The sequence below is a fragment of the Streptomyces sp. NPDC048057 genome (genome assembly GCF_040653095.1).
Classification (GTDB): Bacteria; Actinomycetota; Actinomycetes; order Streptomycetales; family Streptomycetaceae; genus Streptomyces.
Map to the genome: position 1 here is coordinate 62,802 of NZ_JBEZNF010000015.1, position 25,749 is coordinate 88,550.

Annotated in this window: 17 protein-coding genes; 11 read left to right on the forward strand and 6 right to left on the reverse strand. The window is 73.6% G+C overall.

Features of this window, described 5'->3' with window-relative positions; translation table 11 throughout:
- The first annotated feature begins 53 nt into the window (after positions 1–53).
- The 7 genes from AB0E05_RS19160 to rsgA all read left to right on the forward strand — a co-directional run bounded on the left by AB0E05_RS19160 (position 54) and on the right by rsgA (position 14,455).
- A complete protein-coding gene (locus AB0E05_RS19160; RefSeq protein ID WP_361965117.1) occupies positions 54–1,715 on the forward strand; it encodes a non-ribosomal peptide synthetase in 1,662 nt (553 codons plus the stop codon).
- Positions 1,712–2,980: an NAD(P)/FAD-dependent oxidoreductase gene (locus AB0E05_RS19165; protein WP_361964859.1), complete on the forward strand. Its 1,269-nt coding sequence runs from the start codon at positions 1,712–1,714 to the stop codon at positions 2,978–2,980. The genes AB0E05_RS19160 and AB0E05_RS19165 overlap by 4 nt, the downstream gene beginning before the upstream one ends.
- The gene (locus AB0E05_RS19170) at positions 2,974–3,546 is read left to right on the forward strand and encodes a DUF6875 domain-containing protein (RefSeq protein WP_361964861.1); all 573 of its coding nucleotides are present in this window, start codon (positions 2,974–2,976) and stop codon (positions 3,544–3,546) included. The genes AB0E05_RS19165 and AB0E05_RS19170 overlap by 7 nt, the downstream gene beginning before the upstream one ends.
- A complete protein-coding gene (locus tag AB0E05_RS19175; protein ID WP_361964863.1) occupies positions 3,543–10,856 on the forward strand; it encodes an amino acid adenylation domain-containing protein in 7,314 nt (2,437 codons plus the stop codon). Before AB0E05_RS19170 ends, AB0E05_RS19175 begins: the two co-directional genes overlap by 4 nt.
- A 2-nt stretch (positions 10,857–10,858) precedes the next feature.
- The gene (locus AB0E05_RS19180) at positions 10,859–11,836 is read left to right on the forward strand and encodes a methyltransferase (protein ID WP_361964865.1); all 978 of its coding nucleotides are present in this window, start codon (positions 10,859–10,861) and stop codon (positions 11,834–11,836) included.
- On the forward strand, positions 11,833–13,008 hold the full coding sequence (locus AB0E05_RS19185; protein WP_361964867.1) for a cytochrome P450: 1,176 nt from the start codon (positions 11,833–11,835) through the stop codon (positions 13,006–13,008). The genes AB0E05_RS19180 and AB0E05_RS19185 overlap by 4 nt, the downstream gene beginning before the upstream one ends.
- Positions 13,009–13,333: 325 nt before the next feature.
- On the forward strand, positions 13,334–14,455 hold the full coding sequence (rsgA, locus tag AB0E05_RS19190; RefSeq protein ID WP_361964869.1) for a ribosome small subunit-dependent GTPase A: 1,122 nt from the start codon (positions 13,334–13,336) through the stop codon (positions 14,453–14,455).
- Positions 14,456–14,509: 54 nt separating this feature from the next.
- Here rsgA and AB0E05_RS19195 read toward each other — a convergent pair whose 3' ends face one another.
- The 3 genes from AB0E05_RS19195 to AB0E05_RS19205 all read right to left on the reverse strand — a co-directional run bounded on the left by AB0E05_RS19195 (position 14,510) and on the right by AB0E05_RS19205 (position 17,006).
- Positions 14,510–14,890 (reverse strand): PPOX class F420-dependent oxidoreductase, encoded by a 381-nt coding sequence (locus tag AB0E05_RS19195; protein ID WP_361964871.1) that lies wholly within the window; start codon positions 14,888–14,890, stop codon positions 14,510–14,512.
- 131 nt (positions 14,891–15,021) lie between these two features.
- The gene (locus tag AB0E05_RS19200; RefSeq protein ID WP_361964873.1) at positions 15,022–15,507 is read right to left on the reverse strand and encodes a DUF456 domain-containing protein; all 486 of its coding nucleotides are present in this window, start codon (positions 15,505–15,507) and stop codon (positions 15,022–15,024) included.
- A 494-nt stretch (positions 15,508–16,001) separates the two neighbouring features.
- On the reverse strand, positions 16,002–17,006 hold the full coding sequence (locus AB0E05_RS19205; RefSeq protein ID WP_361964876.1) for a helix-turn-helix domain-containing protein: 1,005 nt from the start codon (positions 17,004–17,006) through the stop codon (positions 16,002–16,004).
- Between the two features lie 211 nt (positions 17,007–17,217).
- Between AB0E05_RS19205 and AB0E05_RS19210 the strand changes: the two genes are divergently transcribed.
- From AB0E05_RS19210 to AB0E05_RS19220, 3 genes are all read left to right on the forward strand, one after another.
- Positions 17,218–18,825 carry a protein phosphatase 2C domain-containing protein gene (locus AB0E05_RS19210; protein WP_361964878.1) on the forward strand — a complete coding sequence of 536 codons (1,608 nt, stop codon included), beginning with the start codon at positions 17,218–17,220 and terminating at the stop codon, positions 18,823–18,825.
- Positions 18,826–18,907: 82 nt separating this feature from the next.
- Complete coding sequence (locus tag AB0E05_RS19215) at positions 18,908–20,650, forward strand: pyruvate dehydrogenase (RefSeq protein ID WP_361964880.1); 1,743 nt, start codon at positions 18,908–18,910, stop codon at positions 20,648–20,650.
- A gap of 313 nt (positions 20,651–20,963) precedes the next feature.
- A complete protein-coding gene (locus AB0E05_RS19220) occupies positions 20,964–21,416 on the forward strand; it encodes an ATP-binding protein (RefSeq protein WP_361964882.1) in 453 nt (150 codons plus the stop codon).
- A 160-nt stretch (positions 21,417–21,576) separates the two neighbouring features.
- Here AB0E05_RS19220 and AB0E05_RS19225 read toward each other — a convergent pair whose 3' ends face one another.
- Both AB0E05_RS19225 and AB0E05_RS19230 read right to left on the reverse strand, forming a co-directional pair.
- Positions 21,577–22,662, reverse strand: coding sequence for a DUF2637 domain-containing protein (locus AB0E05_RS19225; RefSeq protein ID WP_361964884.1), 1,086 nt, complete (start codon positions 22,660–22,662; stop codon positions 21,577–21,579).
- 237 nt (positions 22,663–22,899) lie between these two features.
- Complete coding sequence (locus AB0E05_RS19230) at positions 22,900–23,757, reverse strand: (2Fe-2S)-binding protein (protein ID WP_361964886.1); 858 nt, start codon at positions 23,755–23,757, stop codon at positions 22,900–22,902.
- Between the two features lie 296 nt (positions 23,758–24,053).
- On the opposite strand from AB0E05_RS19230, the gene AB0E05_RS19235 reads away from it, so the two are divergent.
- Positions 24,054–24,794, forward strand: a complete 741-nt coding sequence (locus AB0E05_RS19235; RefSeq protein ID WP_361964888.1) for a GntR family transcriptional regulator — start codon at positions 24,054–24,056, stop codon at positions 24,792–24,794.
- 25 nt (positions 24,795–24,819) lie between these two features.
- Here AB0E05_RS19235 and AB0E05_RS19240 read toward each other — a convergent pair whose 3' ends face one another.
- Positions 24,820–25,641: a hypothetical protein gene (locus tag AB0E05_RS19240; protein WP_361964890.1), complete on the reverse strand. Its 822-nt coding sequence runs from the start codon at positions 25,639–25,641 to the stop codon at positions 24,820–24,822.
- Between the last annotated feature and the right edge of the window lie 108 nt (positions 25,642–25,749).

The window sequence follows — 25,749 nt, forward strand, 5'->3', positions numbered from 1 at the left end:
AAACCGCAGTGGACGCACGATTAGTTACGGCGAATCCCATGCCGGCCGAGACGATGGTGGGGATGTTCCGGCGCCAAGTCGCCCGGGCCCCGGAGTCGATTGCAGTTGTCGCCGTTGACGGCACGCTTTCCTACGGTGAACTCGACGCCCGCGCTTCCGCGGTGGCGGGCGGGCTGCGGGACCGTGGGATCGGGCCGGACGACATCGTCGCCGTCGCGATCCCGCGCGGCGCGGACATGGCGGTGGCCGTCGTCGCCGTGCTCGCCGCGGGAGCCGCGTACCTGCCGGTCGACTCCGCCCAACCACCGGACCGGGTGGCCGCCTTGCTCGCCGACGCCCGTCCCGCCCTGGTGCTGACGCCGGGGGAGCTGCGGGCGCTGGAGGCCGAGGCGGTGTCCGCCGCCCCGGTGGCGGATCCCGATCCGGCGTGCGCCGCCTACGTCATCTACACCTCCGGCTCGACCGGAAAGCCCAAGGGCGTGGTCGTTCCCCACGCGGGTATCGCCCGTCTCGTCGCGGCGCAACGGGACCGCTTCGGTGTCGGACCGGGCGCCCGGGTGCTGCAGTACGCGTCGGTCGGCTTCGACGTGGCCGTCGCCGACCTGTGCATGGCGCTGCTCACCGGGGCCACGCTCGTCCTCGCACCGCCCGAGGGCCTTCTGCCCGGTGGACCGTTCGCCCGGTTCGTCGCCGAGCACGACGTCACCCACGTGTGCATGCCGCCGAGCGCGCTCGCCACCCAGCCGGACATGGCGCTGCCTTCGGTCGCCTGTCTGATCGTCGCGGGGGAGGCGCTGGCCCCGGACCTCGTCGCCCGATGGTCTGCCGGCCGCCGGATGATCAATGCCTACGGCCCGACCGAGACGACCGCGTGCGCCACCATGAGCGCACCGCTCACCGGCGGCCCGGTGGTGCCGATCGGGGCGGCGATCCCCGGCACCGAACTACGGGTGCTGGACAAGACGTGCGCCCCGACCGACGAGGGCGAGTTGTACATCGGCGGCGCCGGGGTCGCGCGCGGCTATCTGGGCTGCCCCGGGCCGACCGCGCAGCGGTTCGTCCCCGACCCGTGGGGTCCGCCCGGATCGCGCATGTTCCGCACCGGCGACCTGGTCCGCGTACTGCCGGGCGGTGACCTGCTGTTCCTCGGCCGGGCCGACGACCAGGTGAAGATCCGCGGCTACCGGGTCGAACCGGCTGAGGTGGAGGCCGCGCTCGGCGCTCACCCGGCGGTGGCGCGGGCGGCGGTCGTCGCCCGCTCCGGACCGCTCGGCGCCTATCTGGTGGGCTACGTGGTGCCGCGCGGGGCGCGCGTGCCGGACCTGCGCGCGCACCTCGCCCAGCGGCTGCCGGCCCACCTCGTCCCGGACACGATCGAGGTGGTCGGGCACTTCCCGTTGACCCCCAACGGAAAACTGGACCGGGCCGCGTTCGCCGAGCCAGCGCCGCGGGGGTCGGGCGCGCTCGCCGACGACCTCGCCCGGTTGTTCGCCGAGGTGCTGTCGGTGGATTCGATCGCGCCGGACGACGACTTCTTCGCCCTCGGCGGCACCTCGCTCATGGCCACCGCGCTGGTCAGCCGGATCCGGGTCGAACTGGCCGTGGACGCGTCCGTGGCCACCGTGTTCGACGCCTCCACACCCGCCGATCTCGCCAAAGCCCTGTCCGCGCTGGACGCGGTGGCCTCGATGGACTCGGTCAGGGGCCGGACATGAACGTCGTCATCGTCGGGGCGGGCATGGCCGGCACCATGCTGGCGATCCGGCTGGCCCGCCGCGGCCACCAGGTGGACGTGGTGGAGCGGCGCGGCGACCCGCGCGACACGAACGGCCCGGACGCCGCGTCGATCAGCGTCGGGCTCTCCGAACGCGGGCGGGCGGCGTTGCGCGACATCGGCCTCCTGGAGGCGGCCCTGGCCACAGCCGTTCCCATGCGCGGACGGATCGTCCACCACGGCGGCCGGGTCACCTACCAGCCCTACGGCGCGGACGACACCGAGGTGCTGCACTCGGTCCGCCGCCACGACCTCAACATCGCCCTGCTCGACGCCGCCGCATCGGTTCCCCGAGTGCGGCTGTGGTTCGGGCACCGCGTCACCGGCCTGGCCGGTACCGAGGTGCGGACCCCGGCCCGGACGTTCTCGGCGGACCTCGTCGTCGGCGCGGACGGCGCGTACTCGACCGTGCGCGCGCACCTGCACCGCCGGGCGGGCGCCGAGTTCCACCAGACGCACCTGGACTGGGGCTACCGGGAGTTCACCATCCCGGCCGTCGACCGACCGGAGGCGTTGCACGTGTGGCCGAGCAGGCGGGGACTGGTGGTGGCACACCCCAACCCGGACGGCTCGCTGACCGGCACCGTGTTCCTGCCGTTCGACGGCGACACCGGTTTCCTGGGGCTGTGCGACCCGGCGCGGGCCGGGGCGTTCCTGGCCGAGGAGTTCGGCGACCTGACCGATCTGGTGCCGGACCTGGTCACGCAGTTCCTCGCGCACGAGCCGGGCCGCCTGGTGTCGGTGCGCACCGCGCCGTGGCAGCACGACCGCGTCGTCCTCGTCGGCGACGCCGCGCACGCCGTGTTCCCGTTCTACGGCCAGGGGATGAACGCCGCGTTCGAGGACTGCGCGGTGCTCGACGCGTGTCTCGCCGAGCACGCCCCGGACGAAGCGCTCGCCGCGTTCGAGGCCCGCCGCCGCCCGCACACCGACGTGCTCGCCGAGTTGTCGGCGCGCAACTTCGTGGAGCTGCGGGACCGGGTGCGGTCACCGGTGTTCCTGGCCCGCAAGAAGATCGACTTCGCGCTCGGCCGCCTGCTGCCAGGGTGGCGGACGCTGTACGCGATGATCAGCCACAGCAGCCTCCCGTACGGCGATGCGCTCGCCCGGGCCCGCCGCCAGGACCGCCTCCTCGGTTCGCTCGTCGGGCTCGGCGGAGTCGCGTTGCTCGTTGCGGTGCGGCGGAAGCGGAGCGGGAGATGTTGAGCCATCCGGCGGGTGACGTCGTGCTGTTCGAGCCGGACCACCCGGACCTGCCTGCCGCCGCCGAGGTGGTGCTGGAGTGGGCGCGGTCCTACCTGTGCCGACCGCACCCCGATCTGGGGCGGGGCGGCGACGTCTGCCCGTACACGGCCATCTCGCTGGAACGGGGCGGGCTCTTCCTCGCCGTACACCCCGGACGGCCGGACCTGCGGGCGGTGATGACCGCCTACCGCGACTGGTTCCCCGACCTGCCGCCGCGTGAGGGACCGCAGGCCCGGTTCCGGACGGTCCTGGTGGTGCTGCCGGACGTGACGCCCGGGGAGATCGACCGCACGCAGCGGGAGCTGAAGCCCGGGTTCGTCGAACGCGGCCTGATGATCGGTGAGTTCCACCCGGGTCCGCCGTCCGTGCCCGGTCTGTGGAACGCGGACTTCCGGCCGTTGCGCAGCCCGCTGCCGTTGCTGGCGGTGCGGCACATGGTGGCCGCCGACGCGCCGTTCCTGCGGGCGGATCCGGAGCATCTGGCGGCGTACCGGAGCCGGTTCGGAGATCGGGGAGCGTACCGATGACGGCCTCGCTCCCGCCCGGGGCCCGACGACTGTGGTTCCTGGAGGCGTTCGCCGACGGCGCGCCCCTGCACAACAACCCGGCGGTGTTCCGGTTGACCGGCCCCGTGTCGGTGGACGCGCTCCAACGCGCGGCGGATCTGGTGCTCGCCCGGCACCCGGTGCTGCGAACGACGTTCGACGAGGTCGACGGCGAGCCGGTCGAGCGGGTGGGCCCGGTGGGCGCCGCGGACGTCGTGGTGCGGGCGGTGCCAGCCGCAGACGCAGCCGCCGCGGCGTTCGCGGCGCAGGCCGCACGGGAGCCGTTCGACCTGCGCACCGGGCCGTTGTTCAGGGTCCGGCTGGGCCGGATCACGCCGACCGACCACGTACTGGTGATCAACACGCATCACGCGGTCGTCGACGGCACGTCACTGTCGGTGCTGTGCACGGAGATCAGCGCCCTGTACGCCGACCCCGCCCGTCCACTGCCGGATCCCGGAGCCCCGCCGGACGTCATCGACCACGACCCGTCCCACCGGGTGTCCGAGCTGGACGGTGCGCCGGACCTGCTCACCCTGCCCACCGACCGACCCCGCCCGAGGATGCGCGCCTTCCGCGGGGAGCTGCGCCGCCACGCCGTCCCCGAGGGACTCACCGCACGGGTCGACGCGCTCGCCCGCGCCACGCGCGCCACCCGGTTCGTCGTGCTGCAGGCCGCGTACGCCGCCACGCTGGGCACGACGGCGGGTCAGGACGACGTGGTCGTCGCCACCCTGGTGTCCGGGCGGCCGGGGCCGGAGTTCGCCGGCGTCGTCGGAATGTTCGTGAACCCGGTGCCGTTGCGGATGGACATCGGCGGCGATCCGACGTTCCGCGAGCTGGTGGCCGGGGCCCGCCGCGCGGTCGCGGCGGGACTGGGCGGCGCGACAGTCCCGTTCGACCGGATCGTCGAGGCGGTCGGCGCCTCCCGCGACCCGAGCCACGCACCGCTGTGCCAGGCGCACCTCGTGATGCAGGACCCGCCCGAGGTGGCGCTCCCCGGTGTGCGGGCCGACCGGATGCCGCCGGACACGGGCACGGCCGACGTCGACCTCACCCTGATGGTGGAGTCCGGCGGCGCGGAGATGGCCGTGGTCACCGAGCACGACACGGACCTGTTCGACGGTGCGACGGTCGACGGTTTCGCCGGGCGGCTGCTGGCCCTGCTGGACCGTGCGTGCGCCGACCCCGACCGCCGCTTGTCGGCGTTGACGGCAGGTCCTTCGACGGTCGCCGCGTCGGTGGCCGGACCGGCCGGTGCTCCGGCGCCGTCGACCGTGCTGGAGCTGATCCGGTTCGGCACGGACGGCCTCGCGGTGGGTGAGTTGTCCTACGCCGAGCTGGAGCGCCGTTCGGCGGCGCTGGCCTCGGTGCTGCGGGCGAAGGGCGCCGGGCCGGAGGCGTGGGTCGCGGTGGACCTGCCGCGCGGCACGGACCTGGTGGTGGCCGTCCTCGGGATCTGGCGGGCGGGCGCGGTGTACGTGCCGGTGGAACCGTTGTGGCCCGAGCCGAGGCGCCGGGCCGTCACCGACGCCGCCCGCGTCGTGCTGACCGAGATCCCGGACCTGCCGGACGAGTTCGAGCGCGTCGATCCCGGCATCACCCCCGAGTCACTGGCGTACGTGCTCCACACGTCCGGGTCGACCGGCCGCCCGAAGGCGGTGGGCGTGCCGCACCGCGCGGTGGCCGGGATGCTGGCCCGGTCGACGGCGTTGGTGGGGCTGGACGCCGGGGACGCGGTGGCAGCCATGACCTCCCCGGCGTTCGACATCTCGGTGTGGGAACTGGTGGCGCCGCTGACGGTGGGCGCCCGGGTGGTGGCGGTACCGCCGGAGACCGTCGTGGACGGTCCGGCGCTGGCGCGGCGTCTGACGGCCGAAGCGGTCACGGTCGTCCAGGTCACCCCGTCGGTGTGGGCGGTGCTGGTGGCCGCCGGGGGCGTGCCGGAGTGCGTGCGGCTGCGGGTGTCGATCGGGGAGGTGCTCACGCCGGAGCTCGCCGGATCGCTGGGCGGAGCCGAGCTGTGGAACACGTACGGCCCGACCGAGACGACGATCTGGTCGACCGCCGAACGGGTGCACCCGGGCCGCCGGTTCGGCATCGGCGACCCGCTCGACGGCGTGGCCGTGCATCTGCTGAACGCGGGCCTGCGACCGGTCGACGACGACGTGGTCGGCGAGGTGTACCTGGGCGGTTTCCCGCTGGCGCGCGGTTACCTCGGTGCGCCCGGCCGGTCGGCGACGAGGTTCGTCGCCGACCCGTTCTCACCGGTCCCCGGCGCGCGCATGTACGCGACGGGCGACCTGGCGCGGCGCCGGCCGGACGGTGTCGTGGAGTTCGTCGGGCGGGTGGACGCGCAGCTCAAGGTGCGTGGTCACCGGGTGGAACCGGCCGAGGTGGAGGCGGCGCTGCGGGCGGACCCGGAGGTCGCCGACGCCCGCGTGGCCGGTGACGGTGACCGTCTGGTGGCCTATGTGATCCCGGCCGCCGGGCGGCCCCGCTGGCCGAGGGTGCGGGAGCGGCTGAGCCGTGTCCTTCCCGCCTACCTGGTGCCGTCGGCGATGGTGTCCGTGGACGCGTTCCCGTTGACCACCTCCGGAAAGCTGAACGTACGCGCTCTGCCGCCACCGGCGGAGGACGTCGTCGCCGCCGGTCCCCACCCGGGTCTGGAGACCACGATCGCGGAGATCTTCGCGCGTCTGCTGGCTCGCCCGGTGAGCCGCGACGACGACTTCTTCCTGTCCGGCGGCCATTCCCTGGGGGCAGTGAAGGCCGTCGCCGAGATCCGGGCGTCGATCGGCGTGGAGGTGACGATCAGAACCCTGTTCGCCAGCCCCACCGTCGCCGCGCTGGCCGCCGCGATCGACGCGGGCCAGGGCCGTTCCGACGCTGTGGCGATCCCCGACGACTCGGACACGTCGGGGGCGGTGGTGCCCGCTCCACCGGGACGGCTGTCCGGCCCGCAGCACGGACTGTGGATCATCCACCAGGCGGGCCAGGACGACGGCGCCTACGTCGTGCACGCCGCGTTCCGGTTGGAGGGTGCGCTCGACGAGACGGACCTGCGCGCCAGGTTCGCCCACACCCTGGCCACCCATCCCGTCCTGCGATCGGCGATCGTCGTCCATGACGACACCCCGCAGCTGAGTGCGGCGCCCTACACGGACGAGCTGACGGCGAGGGCCTGGCGCACCACCGACCTGAGCGCGCACGCGGACCCGTGGCCGCAGGCCGAACGCCTGGCCGCCCGGGACGCCGACCACCCCTTCGACCTGGCCCGGCGCCCGTTGGCGCGAGCCCACCTGATCAGAACCGCCCCCACGACCCACCTCCTGGCCATCACCGCTCACCACATCATCTGCGACGACACGTCGATGTCGATCCTGCTGACGACCCTGGCGACCGCGGATCCGACCTCCTCACCCCGGTCCGGTGCCACGAACGTCCAGGGGCCGCGGGCCGCGCTCGGCACGAAGACCAGCGCACCGGGGCTGCCGATCCCCGCGCCGGCAGCCGTGGGTCCACGTCAGCGAACCATCGACTTCTGGGCCGAAACGCTCCGCGACGCCCCGCCTGCCTCCGGACCCGCGCCGGACCACCCGTACGGCACGGCCCGGGCCGCCACGTCCGGCGGATCGCCGCACCCGGAATCCGACCCGGGCCCGACCCACCCCCGCCGTGCGGGCGCTGCCCCCGGTGCCACCCACCGGTTCACCGTCCCGGCCGGGCTCGCCCGCCGGTTCGCCACCTGGTGCCGGGGCGAGCGGGCCACCACCTTCGCCGGTCTCCTCGCCGTCTTCGCCATCGTCTCCGCCACCCGGGACGGTGGTGACGACCTCGTCGTCGGCGCCCCGGTCAGCACCCGCCCGGCCGGGCGGGACGACGTGATCGGCATGTTCGTCACGACCCTCCCGCTCCGGCTCCGCACGAACCGTCGAGCCACCCCCCGCGACCTGCTCGCCGACGCCACCGGGGTGGTGGCCGACGCGATGGACCACGCCGACGTCTCCCTGGCCGACATCCTCACCACGGTCCCCGCCCCGCGCGAGGACCACCCCCTGTTCCGGACGATGCTGGTCCTCAACCGCGAGACGGCCCCCGTCACCTTCACCGGCCTGACCACCACCCCGCTGCCGATCGACCGCGCCACCAGCCGTTTCGACCTGACCCTCCACATCAGGGAACGCGAACGCGACTGGCCCGCCCTCATCGACTACCGCACCGACCGGTACGAGGCGGACACGATCACCGGGATCGCCGACCAGGTGCTGGCGGTCATGGAGGCCGTGACCCGCCACCCCGGTCTTCCCCTGTCCCACCTGGACCTGTTGTCCCCGGCCGACCGCGCCGTCCACACCACCCTCCACACCCGGCCCGAGCCGGCTTCCCCCGATGGGCCGGACACCCGGTCCGCCGGCCCGGCCGTCCGCACTCGACCGGCCGCCACGACCGTCGTGGACCTGATCGCGGCCCGCACCGCCCGCACCCCCGACGCCACCGCCGTCCTCGACCTCGCCGCCGCCCCCCTCACCTACCGCGACCTGGACCGCAGATCCTCAGCCGTCGCCCGCCACCTGCGCGACGCCGGCATCCGGAGCGAGGACCCGGTCGCGATCGCCATCCCGTCCAGCGCCGACGCGATCATCGCGATCCTCGGCGTGCTCAAGGCGGGCGGCTGCTTCGTCCCCCTCGACCCGGCCCAGCCGCCCTCCCGCCAACACGCCCTGATCACCGCCAGCGGTGCGAGGACCGTCCTGACCCGCGACGCCCTCCCGGCGGCAGGCCACCACGAACCCACGCCCGTCCATCCGTCCCAACTCGCCTACGTCGTCCACACCTCCGGCTCCACCGGCGAACCCAAGGGCGTCGAGGTGCAGCACGACACGCTCCTCAACCTCACCACCGCGTTCATCGCCGAACACGGGCTCACCGCCGCGCACCGCCTCCTCATGGTCCCGCCCCCGCACTTCGACGCCGCGTTCGGCGACATCTTCCCGGTCCTCGCGGCCGGGGCCACCCTGGTCATCCACCCCGACCCGGGCGGCCTCACCGGAACGGACCTCCTAGGGCTCTGCGTCGAGCACCGACTGTCCGCGGTGGACACGGCGGCTCCCCTGTGGCAGCGCTGGGTGGCCGATCTCGCCGGGGAACGCCTCCCGTTGGAGATCATGATGGTCGGCGGCGACATCGTCCCGGCGGCGACCGTCCGCGCATGGGCGAAGCACGGCATTCCCCTCCACAACCACTACGGCCCGACGGAAGCCACCGTCTGCGCGACCAGCCATCGCACCGTCGACGGCCGTGAGCACCCCACCCGGCTGCCGATCGGCCGCCCGCTGCACAACGTCCGCGTCCACCTCCTCGACCGGGCCCTGCGCCGGGTGCCCGTCGGCGTGGTCGGCGAGGTCTACATCGGAGGGACGGCGCCCGCCCGGGGGTACCGGGGGAACCCGGCCGCGACCGCCGCGGCGTTCTTCGCCGACCCGTACGGCGACCACCCCGGCGCCCGCATGTACCGGACCGGCGACCTCGCTCGGCTGAACCCGCAGGGCACGCTCGACTTCGTCGGCCGGGCCGACGACCAGGTCAAGATCCGCGGCAACCGGGTGGAGCCGGGGGAGGTGGCGGCCGTGCTCGCCACGCACCCGGCCGTCGCGGAGGCCGTGGTGGTGGCCAGGGGCGACCGCCTCATCGGCTACGTCGGCGCCCCGACCTCGACCCCACCCACCCCGAACGCAACCGATCCGACCACCCCCGACTCCCGGGCCCCCGTCCCGGACGCTTCCGGCCTGCGCGCCTTCTGCGCCGACCGCCTGCCCGCGCACCTCGTGCCGGACACCGTGGTCGTCCTCGACGCCCTGCCGACCAAGAGCACCGGCAAGGTCGACACCTCCGCCCTCCCGGAACCCCCCACCGACCTCACCGTCCCGGCGGATCCGCCCCGGACCGCCACGGAGCGGGCCGTCGCCGCCATCTGGGCCACCGTGCTCGACCAGTCCGGCGTGGGCCGCACCGCGGACTTCTTCGCCATGGGCGGGCACTCGCTCATGGCCGCCCACGTCCTCGCCGCCGTCCGCGACCGCCTCGGCGTCACGGTGCCGATGCGCACCCTGTTCACCGCCTCCACCGTGGCGGCGTTCGCGGCAGCCATCGATGACGGCACCTCGGCGGACCTGCCCACGGTCGACCGGTTGCGCGCCGACGCCGTCCCCCCACCCGACGTCCGTCTGCGCACCGTCCCCCCACCCGGCGTCCCCGCGGCCGGCACGCCGCGCCGGATCCTGCTCACCGGCGCCACCGGCTTCCTCGGCCGCCACCTCCTCGACCAGCTCCTGGCCCGGACCGACGCCCGGATCCACTGCCTCGTCCGCCAGAGCTCGATCGACCGGCTGCCGGTCGGCGACCGCGTGATCCCGGTCCCCGGCGACCTGTCCGCACCCGGCCTCGGTCTGTCCACAGCGGATCACGACGTCCTCACGACCGTGGACGCGATCTACCACAACGCCGCCGTGCCGCACTTCGCCGCGCCCTACAGCGCCCTCAAACCCGCCCACGTCGACGCCACCGCCGCGATCCTGCGCCTGGCCGGCGACAGCGGCGCCCCGCTGCACCTGATCTCCACCCTCGGCGTCTTCCTCGGTGACGCCTACGACGGCCGCGTCGTCACCGAGGCCGACGCTCCCACCGATCCGAGCGGACTCACCAGCGGTTACGACCTCAGCAAATGGGTGGCCGACACCATGGCCGCCGCCGCCCGCGGCCACGGCCTGTCCGTATCGATCCACCGCATCGCGGCCATCGTCGGCGACACCGCCACCGGCGCCGCCGACCCGCGCTCCGCATTCAGCCGCTGGCTCACCGGATGCGTCGCCGCGGGCGCCGTCCCCGAAACCGCCGAGGTGCTGGACATGGTGCCCGTGGACACGGTGGCCGCGGCGATCGTCGCGCTCTCACAGGACCCGAACCACCTCTGCCGGGACCACCACTACCACGGCGACGGCGGCCTCACCCGTGCCGCCCTCGCCGCCGCCCTCACCTCGGCCGGTCACCCGACCGAGGTGGTGCCGTACCACCCATGGCGGGAGCGGATGCTCACCGATCCGGCCGGGCCCTTCGCCCCGCTCGCCTTCTCCCTGCCCGAACGACCCCGCCCGCACCCGCGGTTCGACTGCTCCCGCACCTGGGCCGCCGCGGCCGAGGCGGGGGTGGAGTTCCCCCCGGCCGACGAGCGAATGCTGCGCAGGCACCTGGACTTCCTCACCGGTGCCGGCGCCCTTTCCGGAAGTGGATGACCATGCCATTGCCCGAAGAATCCCTCGGTGTCCCGGCTCCGGTACTGGACCGACTCGGCGCGGCCGGGTACCGGGCCATGATCGCCGGTGTCCGGCTCGGCGTGTTCACCGCGCTGGAGCCCGGCCCGCTCTCCGTCGAGGAACTGGCCACCACGATCGGCGGTGACCCGGCCGGGGTGCGCAGCCTGGTGAACGTCCTGGTGACCTTCGGCTACCTGCGGCACGACGAGAACGGGGTCACGACCGCCGCGACGCCCGGCCCGGTGGACGTCGAACTGTTCTGGCACGAGGTCCTGTTCGAGTACTGGGCCGACGCCGAGGACACCATCCGCACCGGCACGCCCCGCCGCGGCTTCTACACCTGGCTGCGCGAGCGCCCCGCCACTGCGGCCCGCCTGCGCCGGATGTTCGCCGGCGCCGCCGCGGACCTGGCCGATGACATCGCCGCCGCGCTGCCTCCCGCGGCGACCGTCCTGGACATCGGGGGCGGCCACGGCGACCACACCGTCGAACTGTGCCGCCGCCGCCCGGACGTGCGGGTCACCGTCTTCGACCTGCCCGAGACGGTCACGGGCCTGCGCGCAGACGCCCCGCCGGACCGTGTGACGGCGCGGGCAGGCAACTACCTCACCGACGACCTGGGCTCCGGGTACGACCTGGTGCTGCTGTTCAACGTCGTGCACGGCCACCACCCCGAGGAGTGCCGCGAGCTGATCCGGCGCGCGGCGAAAACGCTGTCCCCCACGGGAAGCATCGCCGTCCTCGACCACGACCGGGAACCACCGGCCGGGCTGGGCCCGGCCGCGGCCGGGTTCCTCGGCACGTTCGACCTGACCCTGTGGCAGGGCCAGGGCGGCGGCCTGCACCGCTACGACGACCTCGCGGCATGGCTGGGCGAGGCCGGGCTCACCGAGACGCGGGTCGTGCCGCTCGCCGCGTCCCCGCTGGAGAAGCTGCTGATCGCGGGCCGGCCGTCGTGACCGCCGACCCGTACCCGGGCTACGCCTGGTTGCGCGAGCACGACCCGGTCTGCCCCGTCGACGACCCGTACGTCCCGGGCCGGACGTGGCTGGTGACCCGGTACGACGACGTCCGTGCCTGCCTGGCGGACCGCCGCCTGCACAGCGGCGCCCCGGTCAATCCCGACCCGCACTCGCCCGGTCTGTCCAATCTGGACGATCCCCAACACACCAGGCTGCGCCGGCTCATCGCCGCGGCGTTCACCCCCGCCGCGGTGTCCCGCCTGCGCGAGCGCACCGCCCGGACCTGCGAGCGCGCCGTCGAGTCGTTCGCCGGGCGGGGACGCGCGGACCTCGTCGCCGAGTACACCCGGGAGGTCCCGGTCGCCCTCGTGCACGACCTCCTCGGCATCCCGGAAGCCGAACGCGCGCCCGCCGCCGACGTGCTGGACATGTGGTACCGCGCGAAGTTCCAGCAGCCGCGTGACGAGGTGAAGCTCGCCGAGGTGCTGGATTACGTCCGGAAGCTGGTGGACTACAAACGGTCCCACCCGGGGGACGACCTGCCGACGCGGTTGATCGAGTCGGGCGCGCTGACCGGGGACGAGCTGGAGGTGATGGTCATGACGTTGATCGGCGCCGGCCACATCACCACGATCCAGTTCCTCGGCACCACCATCCTGCGCCTGCTCGGCCACCCCGAACGGCGGGCTGCCCTGCTCGGCGGCGACGTCGACTGGTCCCAGGCGGTCAACGAACTGCTGCGCCTGGACCCCCCGGACCACGTGGCGGAGTACCGGTATGCGGGCGAGGACATGACGATCGCGGACACCCGGGTGAAGGAGGGCGACGTGGTGCTGCTGTCGCTGGCGGCGGCGAACCACGACCCGAACCGGTTCCCCGACCCCGGCGCCCTGGACCTCACCCGTGACGCCCGCCCGCACCTGGCGTTCGGCCACGGCGCGCACACCTGCCTGGGCAGCCATCTGGTGAAGCTGGAGACGGAGGTCGCGATCACCACGTTGTTCGGCCGCCTGCCGGACCTGACCCTGGACATCCCGAGCGGCGAGGTCGACTGGGGTTACGCCCCGACGTTCCGCGGCCCCCGGGCCCTCCCGGTCACCTTCACCCCCCGTGGGCCGATGACCTCGTCCGCGGTGGGCGCGCCGGATCGTGGGAGCGTGGCCAAGTAGCAGGTCCCTCAAGGTCGGTCCGGATGCGGCTGGACGGGGCGCACCACGTCCGTGCCGGTGCCCGGTCGTCGATAAACGAATGGCGTGCCGTGGCGGTGTGGGTCTAGCGTTCATCCCGTTCTGCCGGGAGGGAGCGCTGCTTCCGGACCGGCTCGTTCGTTCGTTGAGGAAGTCGGAGGTGAGGACTGTGATGACCACCCAGGTGACGGGCCGTGCCCGTGTTCAGGAGTTCATCGTTTTCACCCCCGTGGTCTCCGGCTGACACCCACGCACCTCCGCGCGCCGAGCGCGCCGCCGGGGCCACCCTTTGAAGGGTTTCCCCAACTTGTCCAGCAATCTGCTGAACCCGTCTTCTTCCCCTGACGTCCAGCCCGCCCTCGCCGCGTACGGCTGGGACGACGACTGGGCCGCCGCCTTCGCCCCGTACGCCGAGCAGGGCCTCGTGCCTGGTCGCGTCGTCCGGGTCGACCGGGGGCTGTGCGACGTCGTCACCGCGGACGGCACCGTCCGCGCCGACACCGAGTTCGTCGTGCCGCGCGACCCGATGAAGGTCGTCTGCACCGGCGACTGGGCCGCCGTCGACCCCGACGGCGTTGATCCGCGCTACGTACGGGTGCTGCTGCCGCGCGGTACCGCCTTCGTCCGCTCGACGTCGTCCAAGCGGTCCGAAGGCCAGGTCCTGGCCGCCAACGTCGACGCCGCCGTCATCTGCGTCTCGCTCGCGGCCGAACTCGACCTCGGGCGGCTGGAGCGGTACCTCGCCCTCGCCTGGGAGAGCGGAGCACAGCCCGTCGTCGTCCTCAGCAAGGCCGACCTCGTGCCCGACGCCGCCACCGTCGCCCACCTCGTCGAGGACGCCGAGTCCACCGCGCCCGGCGTGCCGGTGATCCCCGTCAGCGCCCACACCGGCGCGGGCACCGACGTGCTCGCGGCCGTCGTCGCCGGTGGCACCACCGTGCTGCTCGGCGGTTCCGGTGCCGGCAAGTCCACCCTGGCCAATGCGCTGACCGGGACGGACGCCATGGAGGTGCAGGCCGTACGGGACGTCGACGGCAAGGGGCGGCACACCACCACGACCCGCAACCTCCTGCTCCTGCCCGGCGGCGGGGTGCTCATCGACACGCCGGGGCTGCGCGGCGTCGGCCTGTGGGACGCCGGCTCGGGCGTCGGGCAGGTCTTCGCCGAGATCGAGGAACTGGCCGTCCGCTGCCGCTTCCAGGACTGCGCCCACCGGTCCGAGCCGGGGTGCGCCGTCCGACGGGCCGTCGACGCGGGCGAGTTGTCCGTACGACGGCTGGAGAGCTACGACAAGCTGCAACGGGAGAACAGGCACATCGTCGCCAAGACGGACGCGCGGCTACGGGCCGAAATGCGCAGGGACTGGCGGATCAAGGGCGCGCAGAACCGGGCCGCTGCCGACGCCAAGCGGGGGCGCTGGCCGCGCTGAGCCGCCGCTGCCGCGGCGTGCTTCGGACGGATGGGACGCGTCGGCCGACGCGTCCTAATCCTCCGTCTCCTCCGTCAGACCCCAACTGTGGATCTTGCGGGGGTGGATGCGGATCACTTCCTCGCTGAAGACCGGGCCCAGGTCGTGCGGGCCGGTGAGGAGTTCCGCCACGCCGCGGACGTCCACGCCGCGCACCCGCCACGGCGTGACGCTGGCGATGTCGTCGACGACGATGGCGACCTTCGGGTTCTTCCGGAGGTTGCGCCACTTCTTCGTCGTCGCCATCGCGAAGCCCCCGATCAGGATCGTGCCGTCGGGCTGGGGGAAGAAGGCGACGGGGTTCGCCTGCGGTTGGCCGCTGGGGTCCACGGTCGCCAGCCGCCCCAGCCGCTGGGTGGAGAGGTAGTCCCGCTCGGCTTCGGTGAATTCGGTCATGCACGCAGCCTCACACGGCGACCGCCGTCGACGGCATCGGACCATCGGCCTACGACCGTCGTCCCGCGCCGGGTACGGCCATCCCGACGGCACGTACATCCTCGGTGCTCACTGCCCCACCTGCCCCGGCGTCACCCCCAGATGACCGCGCCCAACCACGCCCCCACCACGAGCAGACAGCCGAACAGCTCCACCAGCACGCTCGTCCCGGCCGCCCGCATCGCTGTGCGCGTGGCGGCAGCCGCCTGGCCGTGGCCGCCGAGCCGGTGCCGCTCGCACAGGTAGATCCCGCCGACGAAGCCCACGACCGCTCCCACCACCGGCACCAGGAAGAAGCCGACGATCCCCCCGAAGCCCGCCCAGGCCGCCGTTCGGCGGGTGGCCCCCGAGTCACGGATGCGGCGCGGCGGCAGCAGCCAGAGCACCACCTGGACGATCAGCAGGACGGCGGTCGAGCACACCAGCAGCACCCAGGCGAGCGGGGTCTGCTCGTGCAGCGACCACCAGAGCATCGCGGCCCACACCAGCCAGCGGCCCGGGACGCCCGGGATGAGCACCCCGACCAGCCCGAGCAGCATCACCAGGCCCAGCAGCAGGAGCTGCCCTATGCCGCTCATCTGCCCAGCGTGCCGGATGCGGAGCGGCTCCGCCGCCCGAGATTCCAGGCCCCACGGCGGTTCCCAGGGCCTTGCCGCACGTCCCGTCTGCCAGGCGGCGCCTCGGCTGCGCTCGGGAGAGCGCTCCGGCGCGGTGGCAGGTCGTGCCTCCTTGCGCCGCTGGACGGAGCCGCCGTTGCTCTGCGGGAGCGTTGGTCTCCACCGGCCGGTGGTGGGCTGTTCACACGGTTCCTCCCCCTACGCCCGGAGGTACCCGTTCACCCAGCGTGATCCGTAAGACGGGGCCCTAGGTCGTGTCTTCAAAGTCCCGTCTGCCCGTCGTGCCCTGGTGCGCGCCCTCGCCGCGTTGTCGTCGGTCGCCAATGGCCCCCTGTGCCCTGCGGGCACGGGAGGTACCCCCACCGCATTGACTTCCTCCTCCGCCTTGCGATCGCACGCACCAGACCCCGCCAGGCCCGCCCCAAGGGCGGACGACGCTACTTTGAAGACACTCCCTAGCCGGGGGAGCGGGTCAGCCAGCCGTTGGCGTGGGCGTGCCAGCCGAGCTGGAGGCGCGTACTGACGCCGCTCAGCTCCATCAGGCCCTTCACCCGCCGTTGGACCGTCCGCAGACCGAGGTCCAGGTGCTTGGCGACCCGGGCGTCCGTCATGCCGGCCAGCAGCAGCGACAGGATCTCCAGGTCCGTCGCGTCGGGCCGCACCGGGGCCTCCTCGACCACCGCGCCGCCCGCGCCGGCGCTCCCCGCACCCGTGCCGTGCGCACCGCCGAGCCGCAGCGGCACCGCGTCCCGCCACACCGCCTCGAACAGGCCCAGCAGCGACTCCAGCAGCCCGCTGCCGTGCACCACCAGCGCCGACGGTTCGCCCAGCTCGCGCAGCGGCACCATCGCCAGCGCCCGGTCCGCGATCACCAGCCGGGTCGGCACCCGGTCGGCCACCCGCACCTGGTCGGCCCGGCCGAGCGCCGCCGTCACCCCGTGCACCCCGCCCGGCGCGGACAGCCGCTCGCGCGCGACGACCACGCGGTGCGCCACCGCGGGCGCGCCCGCGCCCCCGTCGGCCCCGTAACCCACCGGGTCGCCCGTGGCCAGCACGCACACCTCCGCCACCGCCCCGAGCCCCAACTGGCGGAAGCGCTGTGCCACCGCGCCCACGCCCGTCACGATCTCCACCAGGTCGTGCACCGCGGGCTCGGCGGCCTCCGCCCGGTACGCCTCAGCCAGGTGCGCCGCCGCCCGCTCGGCCTGCTCCAACTCCTCGCGCTGCCGGGTCAGCAGCGCGCCGAGCGCCACCGCGGGCGGCGCCGCGACCCAGCGCCCGAGCCGCGCCGTCGACTGCGCGGCGAGTCCCTGCCGTTCCAGGTGGCGCAGCGTCCGCTCCGTGTCGGTCCTCGGCAGCGCGAGCCGGTGCGCGAGGTCCGAGACCTCGGCCGCGCCCAATGCCACCAGAGCCCGGTAGGCGGACTCCTGCCTCTCGTCGAGACCTATCGCTTCCAGCACCAGACCCCGTCCCTCCCCGGACACCTGCGGACGCATCCCCTTGCCGCCGCGCTGACCGCGTCGAGCCTTCGCATTCTCCCGGCACGGTTCACTGTGCCAAGGCGGCCGGGCCGAATCACGGTCGTCCGGCGGGCGCGTCGCGGGTTCGTGACACTTATAGCTTTTCGACAAGCGCCGTTTTCCGGCGGCCCGTGCGGTGGAAAATAGGGGCATGAGCCAGCAGGGGGAGCAGCCCGCCGACGCGGCGGACGACTGGTGGAACCGGCTGTACGACGAGTCGGCCCTGGACACGGGCCGTCCCGCGGCCCGTGCGGGCGACGCCGTCGACACCCTCGACGACCGGTTCGCCTCCGCCACGGACGCGGTGTCGCAGCCCGCGTCGGCCGCGGACCCACCGGCCGCACCAGCCGCATCGCCCGCACCGTTCGCGCCATCTCCACCGCCGGCTGCCCAGCCCGCTCCGCCCACGGTGCTGGACGAGCCGCCCGCCGGGTCGCCGGCCACGGGTCCCGTACGACCGCGGGCCTGGTGGGAGGCCGATCCCGCCGACACCCTCGACGACCCCGACTTCACGCCCGACGCCCCGCGCGCGGCTCCGCCCGGGTCCCCGCCCGAGCAACCGGCGCGCTCCGAGGCCCGTACGCCGACCAGCACGCCGGCCCGTACCACGACGGCCGACTTACCCGCGGCACCGGCGACGGCCCCGCCGCGGCCCCCGGACCCCCGCCGCCCCGCCGAAGCGGCGCCCGCCCGGCCCGGCGCGGGCAGCCCCTGGGACGGACCGCCCACGGCCGCCGGCACACCAGCCGTCCCCCGCGCCCGTACGCGGACCCCGTTGCCCGGAGGCGTCCGGGACCCCGACCGCTCCCCGTCGCGGGCCGCCGCCCGGCCCCACCCCGGATACGTCGGCGACGGACCCCCGACGTACGACCCGGAGCCCACCGCGCTCCCCGCCGCCGACCCGGACGCCCTCGAAGAGCTCGTCGCCGACACCGTCCTGGACGGCGCGCGCTACGGCGGCCACACCCTCCGCGCAGCGTCCCTGCGCGGCGACTCCGCCCGCTACCGCGGCGAGCCCCGCCGCGACGCCCTGCTCACCGCCCGGTTCGGCAGGGGCAACGACGCGCTGGTGCTGGTCGTCGTCGCCACCGGAGCCCGCGGTGCCGACGGCGCCCACCAGGCCGCCGCCGACGCCTGCCGCTGGATCGCCGCGGCCGTCGGCCGCAGCCACGCCCGGCTGGCCGAGGACATCCGCGCGGGCCGCCGCGGCGACCTCACGTCCGGACTGCACCGGCTCACCGACCGCAGCCTCGGCAAGCTGCGGGCCACCGCCGCCGACCGGGGGGTGGACCCCGAGGAGTACACCGCTGCGCTGCGCTGTCTGCTGCTGCCCGCCGACCCCCAGTGCCGCACCCGGGTCTTCTTCGGCGTCGGTCCCGGCGGCCTCTTCCGGCTCCGCGAGGGCGAGTGGCAGGACATCGAGCCCCATCCCCCAGAAGCCGCGGCTCCGTGCGACGACGAGACGCCCGCCACGGACGGGGAGCCGTTCCGCTTCCGGGCGTCCGTGGCCCGCCCGGGCGACACCCTCCTGCTGTGCAGCAGCGGACTGGCCGACCCGCTGCGCGACGAGCCGGCGCTCGCCGCCGAGCTGGCGGCCCGCTGGCACCCCGACGAGCCCCCGGGCCTCGCCGCCTTCCTCACCGACGTCCAGCTCAGGGTCAAGGGGTACGCCGACGACCGCACCGCCGTCGGCGTGTGGGAGTCCGGGGACGTCACCGTCCAGTGCAGCGCCCCGCACCCCAGGGAGCAGCCGGGGTAGACGGAGTAGACGGGAGGCGGAATGCGGCGCGCCGTGGGTTGATGGATCTTCGGACCGTCAACGCGAGGAAGGGATCCCTCCCATGGCCAAGCAGAACGTGGCGGAACAGTTCGTCGACATCCTCGTCCGGGCGGGGGTGCAGCGCCTGTACGGAGTCGTCGGCGACAGCCTCAACCCCGTCGTCGACGCCATCCGCCGCAGCTCCTCCATCGACTGGATCCAGGTCAGGCATGAGGAGACCGCCGCCTTCGCGGCCGGCGCCGAGGCCCAGATCACCGGCAAGCTCGCGGCCTGCGCTGGCTCCTGCGGCCCGGGCAACCTCCATCTGATCAACGGTCTGTACGACGCCCACCGCTCCATGGCCCCCGTGCTCGCCCTCGCCTCGCACATCCCCTCCAGCGAGATCGGCCTCGGCTACTTCCAGGAGACCCACCCCGACCAGCTCTTCAGGGAGTGCTCCCACTACAGCGAGCTGATCTCCAACCCGAAGCAGATGCCCCGACTGCTCCAGACCGCGATCCAGCACGCCATCGGCCAGAGCGGCGTGAGCGTGGTCGCCCTGCCGGGGGACATCGCCTCCGAGCCGGCCCCGGAGAAGGCGGTCGAGCACGCGCTGGTCACCTCCCGCCCCTCGGTCCGCCCCGGTGACGCGGAGATCGACAAGCTGGTCGCGATGATCGACGAGGCCGACCGGGTGACCCTCTTCTGCGGCAGCGGCACCGCCGGGGCGCACGCGGAGGTGATGGAGTTCGCCGAGCGGGTGAAGTCGCCCGTCGGCCACGCGCTGCGCGGCAAGGAGTGGATCCAGTACGACAACCCGTACGACGTGGGGATGAGCGGGCTGCTCGGCTACGGCGCGGCGTACGAGGCCACCCACGAGTGCGACCTGCTGATCCTGCTGGGCACGGACTTCCCGTACCAGGCGTTCCTCCCCGACGACGTGAAGATCGCCCAGGTCGACATCCGTCCGGAGAACCTGGGCCGCCGCTCCAAGCTGGACCTCGCCGTCTGGGGCGACGTCCGGGAGACGCTGCGCTGTCTGAACTCCCGGGTGCGCATCAAGAACGACCGCCGCTTCCTCGACAAGATGCTGAAGAAGCACGCCGACGCGCTGGAGGGCGTCATCAAGGCGTACACCCGCAAGGTCGACAAGCACGTGCCGATCCACCCCGAGTACGTCGCCTCCGTCCTCGACGAACTCGCCGACGACGACGCGGTCTTCACCGTCGACACCGGCATGTGCAACGTCTGGGCCGCCCGCTACGTCTCGCCCAACGGCCGGCGCCGCATCATCGGGTCCTTCAGCCACGGCTCGATGGCGAACGCCCTGCCGCAGGCGATCGGCGCGCAGTTCGTCGACCGTGGCCGCCAGGTGGTCTCCATGTCCGGGGACGGCGGCTTCACCATGCTGATGGGCGACTTCCTCACCCTGGTCCAGTACGACCTGCCGGTGAAGGTGGTGCTCTTCAACAACTCCTCGCTCGGCATGGTGGACCTGGAGATGCTGGTCGCCGGGCTGCCCTCGTACGGCACCCACAACCAGAACCCGGACTTCGCGGCCATCGCGCGGGCCTCCGGCGCCTACGGCGTACGGGTCGAGAAGCCCCGGCAGCTCGCGGGCGCCCTCAAGGACGCCTTCAAGCACAAGGGGCCGGCCCTCGTCGACGTGGTCACCGACCCGAACGCGCTCTCCATCCCGCCGAAGGTCAGCGCCGAGATGGTCACCGGATTCGCCCTCTCCGCGAGCAAGATGGTCCTGGACGGCGGCGTCGGGCGCATGGTGCAGATGGCCCGTTCCAACCTGCGCCATGTGCCCAGGCCGTGAGTCCGGCGACTGTCGCATCGGACGTAGACGACATCCGCCCACTGCGGGAAAAATCCCCTCCCCGTGCAGCTTGACCACTTCGTCATGCGTGGCCCGCCCCTGATGAGGGCAGGGCTTTCGTGGAAAGGTTCGACACGGAGTGCCGTGTCCAGAGGTCCGATGTCAACGGGTGGGGATGATGACAGGGCGTCAGGGAGGGGTCGGCTCCGCGGCAGAAGGAGCCGACCGGTACGGGGGACAGCCCTCAGGGGTCCGGGGAGGGGCGCGGCTGCACCGGCGCATGGGGTGCGGCGATCTGAAGTCCGTGCCGGAAGTGCGGCACGGCTTACGCGAGTTGCTGGGGCGCTGGGGCGGTCGGGAGACCGCCGACGTCGCCGAGCTGCTGGCGAGCGAACTGGTGACCAACGCACTGATCCACACCGAACACGGAGCCGTGGTCACGGCGACGGTGGGTACCTCGACGCTGCGCGTGGAGGTGCGGGACTTCGTCGAGGGGTTTCCCGAGCCGCCACCGGCCCTGACCGCCGTCACCGGCCCGGCAATCGGCGCGAGCATCGGCACGGGAATCGGCACGGGCACCACGAGCGCTCCGGGCACCACGAGCGCTCCGGGCGCCGGCCGTGACGACGCGGAGGCCATGCCCGACCCGGACCTGCTGGAGACGCACGGCCGGGGGCTCGCCCTGGTGCAGAGCCTCGCGGACTCGTGGGGCGTCCACACCCAACGCGCGGGCAAGGTCGTCTGGTTCGAACTGAACGCGGCGTGACGAGCAGTCGGCTGACGCCCTCGCGGCCGTACCGAGCAGGACGGACGACCGCAGGCGCACACGCCGAAGGGGCGGTCCCGGGTCGTTTCCCGGGGCCGCCCCTTCGGCGTCACCATCACTGACGGTCGGTGCTCGCTCGTCGCCCGACAGTCCGGCTCGCTCAGCCGAACTGCTGCTCCAGATCCTTCAGCTTCCGCTCCAGCGAGTCCAGTTTGGGCAGCGTCATGGTGTCGTCCTCGGCGGTGAGGTCGACGACCTTGGCGTCAACGGGGGCCGAAGCCCCGGCCTGAAGGGAGGGCATGGATCGAAGCGGCGACAGTCCGGTTTCTATGGCAGGCTCCGCTACGGGTTTCGCGCCCTCCGACAAGGCCGTGGCCGAACTCCCCGAGGTGCTGGAGCTCGCTCCGACGGCCGCGCTGGACGTCAGGACGGGAAGGTCGGGCTCGGGCAGGACCCGACCGCGACCCCAGGCGCGGTGCGACCGGTTGATGGCCTTCAGCCGCGCGCGCTCCAGCTTCGCGTGCTCGCGGGAGCGCTGCTTGTTGGCGTCCTTCGCCGCCCGGTCCTCACGGACCTCCTCGACCGCCTCGTCCAGCGTGCGCACGTTCTCCAGCAGCATCAACGACCAGGCGTTGAAGGTCTCGCGGGGAGCGCGCAGCCACCGGACGACCCGGATCTGCGGCAGCGGGCGGGGCACCAGGCCCTGCTCGCGCAGGGCGGCGCGACGGGTCTGCTTCAGGGCCCGGTCGAACAGGATCGCCGCGGACAGCGACATGCCGGCGAAGAAGTGGGGCGCGCCCGCGTGGTCGATGCCGCGGGGGGCGTGGACCCAGTTGAACCAGGCGGCGGCGCCCGCGAACATCCACACCAACAGGCGGGAGCCGAGGGCCGCGTCGCCGTGGCTCGCCTCACGGACGGCGAGCACCGAGCAGAACATGGCAGCGCCGTCGAGGCCGAACGGGACCAGGTACTCCCAGCCGCCGGACAGGTTCAGGTTCTGCCGGCCGAAGCCGACCAGACCGTGGAAGGAGAGCGCGGCTGCCACCGCGGCACAGCAGAAGAGCAGGACGTAGGAGGCCGTGGCGTACATGGCTTCCTTGCGCCGCCGGCGCTCCTCGCTGCGCTCCCAGGAGTCCTCGGGAGCGGCCTTCGTGGCCTTCTTGCCGCGCTGGAGCACGGCGATCGCGATCAGCACTCCCACAAGCATCACGCCGCCGGGAAGCAGCCAGGAAAGCGATATGTTCATAGTGAATGGCGTCCCTTACATCTGCATCGCGGTAGGGCGTTTCAGCCGCCATACTGACCGAAGTCCGGGCGATCCCAGGGGTTTTCATGGCAAGAGAACGCCAATGGGGCCATACGGCATACGGATAGGTGGGTTTAACTCGAACTGCCGTATGGGCAGAGGGAGTTGCGTACGTTTTATATCACCCGGAAGGGGGGAGTGGCATCCGGAGCGTGACATCCGTCGGACGCCGGTGGATCAGGCGCTCGGCAGCAGTCTCGCCACCCTGTCCGCGTCGCAGGTGCGCGGGCAGGTGACGCAGGTGTCGTCCGGCCGAAGTGTATAGAACAGGCAGCAGCTCGCCCGGTCCCGGGTGGCCAACTGCTCGCCCGCGGGCCCGTTCAGCGTGCGGAAGCCCGGCGTCCCGACGTACGGCTTGGCCATCGGCGTGCCCGGCAGCATCTCCTGAAGCTCCGTCATGGCCCGTACCTCCTCGTCCGGACCGAGCAGGCTCGCCACGTACCAGAGGCCCTCGACGACCTCGTCCGTGACCATGCCCCACAGCGCGCGCCGGCCGCGGCGCATCCGCGGGCCGAAGCCGTCCAGGAGCGGGCCCAGGTGGTCGGCGACGGCCGTGCGCACCTCGTCGCGCAGCGCCGCCTCGTCCGGGACGACGCGGGCGCCGGGCAGCCGTGCGGCAGGGTCGCCCGGCAGGCAGGCGAAGTCGGTGACGCGCACGGTCAGCTGACGGAGCGTGCGCTGGTAGGCGACGTCGGACGGCAGCAGGTACGGCACTCGGCGGCGCAGGAACCAGGGGACGGTGATCAGCAGCAGGGCCGGCCAGGCGTAGCGGTGCAGGCCGAAGGTGGCGACGACGTCGGAGCGGGCCTCCTGGCCGTAGTCGCGCCGGAGCTGGTCCGCGTCCCAGGCGAGGAAGGCGTCGAGCGCGGCGTCCCCGGCGGCGAGGTCGTCCCCGCTGATCCAGCCGTCACCGCGCGGGGTGGGGTCGCCGGGCCCCAGCTCGCGAATGCTCAGCGCGGGGTACACCCCTGCCAGTTGGACGTACGCGTCCTTGACCGGAGAGGTGAGCGCGGGCAGCAGCGAGGGCAGAGGCATGGAGGGCCGCCGAATCACGATCGACTTCAGGTAAGGCTTACCTTACCTGAAAGGGGGCGGTTTGACGTCCTGCCCGGTCCGCCTATCGTGCACACAGAGCACCGGGCGCGCGAGTCGGGCCCGGCGAACGGTGTGACGCGGGCGGAGGAGGGGGCGCGATGGACCGGGCTGCGGCTCAGCCCTCGGCGGGAGGTCGGGCGCGTCCCGCGACGGCCACCCCCGGGGAAGGCCCGGCGGGGACCGGCGGGCCACCGGCGCGAGGGGCTTTTGTACGGGCGTCGGAACGGCAGCCGACCGTGCCGCGTCCACGGGATGCCGCCGCGCGCGTACCCGAGCAGACGGGCCGGGCGGCAGGTGCCGGCCCGCGGGCCGATGCGGACGCCGCCGGGAAGGGCGCCGTCGCCGTACGCCGCCATCTGGTGCGCGAGCAGGTACTCCAGGCGCTGCGCGCCGCCCTCGCGGCCGGCGAACTCGTCCCCGGCGAGGTCTATTCGGCCCCCGCGCTCGCGGGCCGCTTCGGGGTGTCCGCGACGCCCGTGCGCGAGGCCATGCAGCAATTGGCCGCCGACGGCGCGGTGGACGTCGTGCCCAACCGCGGCTTCCGGGTCGCCGTCCGCAGCCCCCGCGAACTCGCCCAACTCGCCGAGGTGCGCGCCCTGCTCGAAGTGCCGGTCGTCCTGGAACTGGCGCGCACCGTCCCCGGTGAGCGCTGGGCCGCCCTGCGCCCCCTGGCGGACGCCGCCGGGAGCGCCGCGGCCACCGGTGACCGCGCCCGGTACGGCGAGGCCGACCGGGCCTTCCACCGGGCGGTGCTCGCCCTGTCCGGCAACGACCAGCTGGTGGCCGTCGCGGACGACCTGCACCGCCGCTCGCAGTGGCCGCTGCGCGCCGCCGGTGTCGACGGCGCGGCCGTGGCCCGGGAACGGGCGGTGCTGATCGCCGACGCGGCGGAGCACGGTGCCCTGCTGGATGCGCTGACCGCCCGTGACCTGGCGGCTGTGGACCTCCTGGTGCGGGGCCATTTACGCCCGGCGTGACCGTGGCCCGGGTGTGCGTCCGGGCTCAGGCCGCGGGCTTCGACGGCGCCGTGGCCGCCTGGTCCGTACGACCTTCGTCGTCGGCCTGGTGGGGGAGCGTGGGGGCCAGTCGGTCCGCCAGCCACACCGGTACGCCGCCGAGCAGCCGGAACAGCCGCCGCGCCTCGGACAGCAGCCGGGCGGCCTCCTGCTGCGGCTCGCAGTCGGAGAGCGCGGCGAGCGCCGGCGCCACACCGATCAGATAGCCGAGGTCCACCCGGATCCTCAGCGCCTCCGCGAAGCCCTGCTGTGCCTGGAGCAACTCGCCTTCTCTTAAAGCGAGTCGGGCCTGATGGTAGTGGGTGAAGGAGAGCAACAGCACATCGCCCTGGGCCCGGGCGCCCTCGTGCGCGCGCTGGTACGCGGCGCGGGCGGCCTGGGGAGAGTCGGCGATCTGCTCGGCGACCAGCCCGCGCCGGAAGTCCAGCAGTGGGCGCTGCGGCGACGTCGGGGACAGCAGGGCCGCGGCCCTGCCGAGCGCCGTACGGGCCTCGTCCGCCCGGTCGCGCACGCCGAGCGTGGTCGCCGCGTAGGCCAGCCGACCGCGCTCGCACGCGGCGCCGCCGCGCTCCTCGTCGTCGCGCGCGGCGGCCTCGGCGGCACGGAGCGCGTCCTCCGCGTCCGCCCACCCCTCGCCGGTGAACATGCACCGTTCGACGAAGAGTCCGACCCGTTCCAGGGCCGCGGCCGGCTCCGCCGCGCGCGGGGCGAGCAGGGCCGCCGCATCCGTCCAGCAGCCGCGGGAACGCAGCCGCCACACCGCGGTCTGGAGTGGGTCGTCACCTGCTGTGGTTCCGGAACCAGACATGGCGGAATGCGCCACTACGCCCTCCCCGAGCACGCCAGCGAGCTGTTGAGTATGGGGAATCTCAGCATGGATCGGGCTGCCGGGCCAAGGGGTTGAGTGAATCAATTC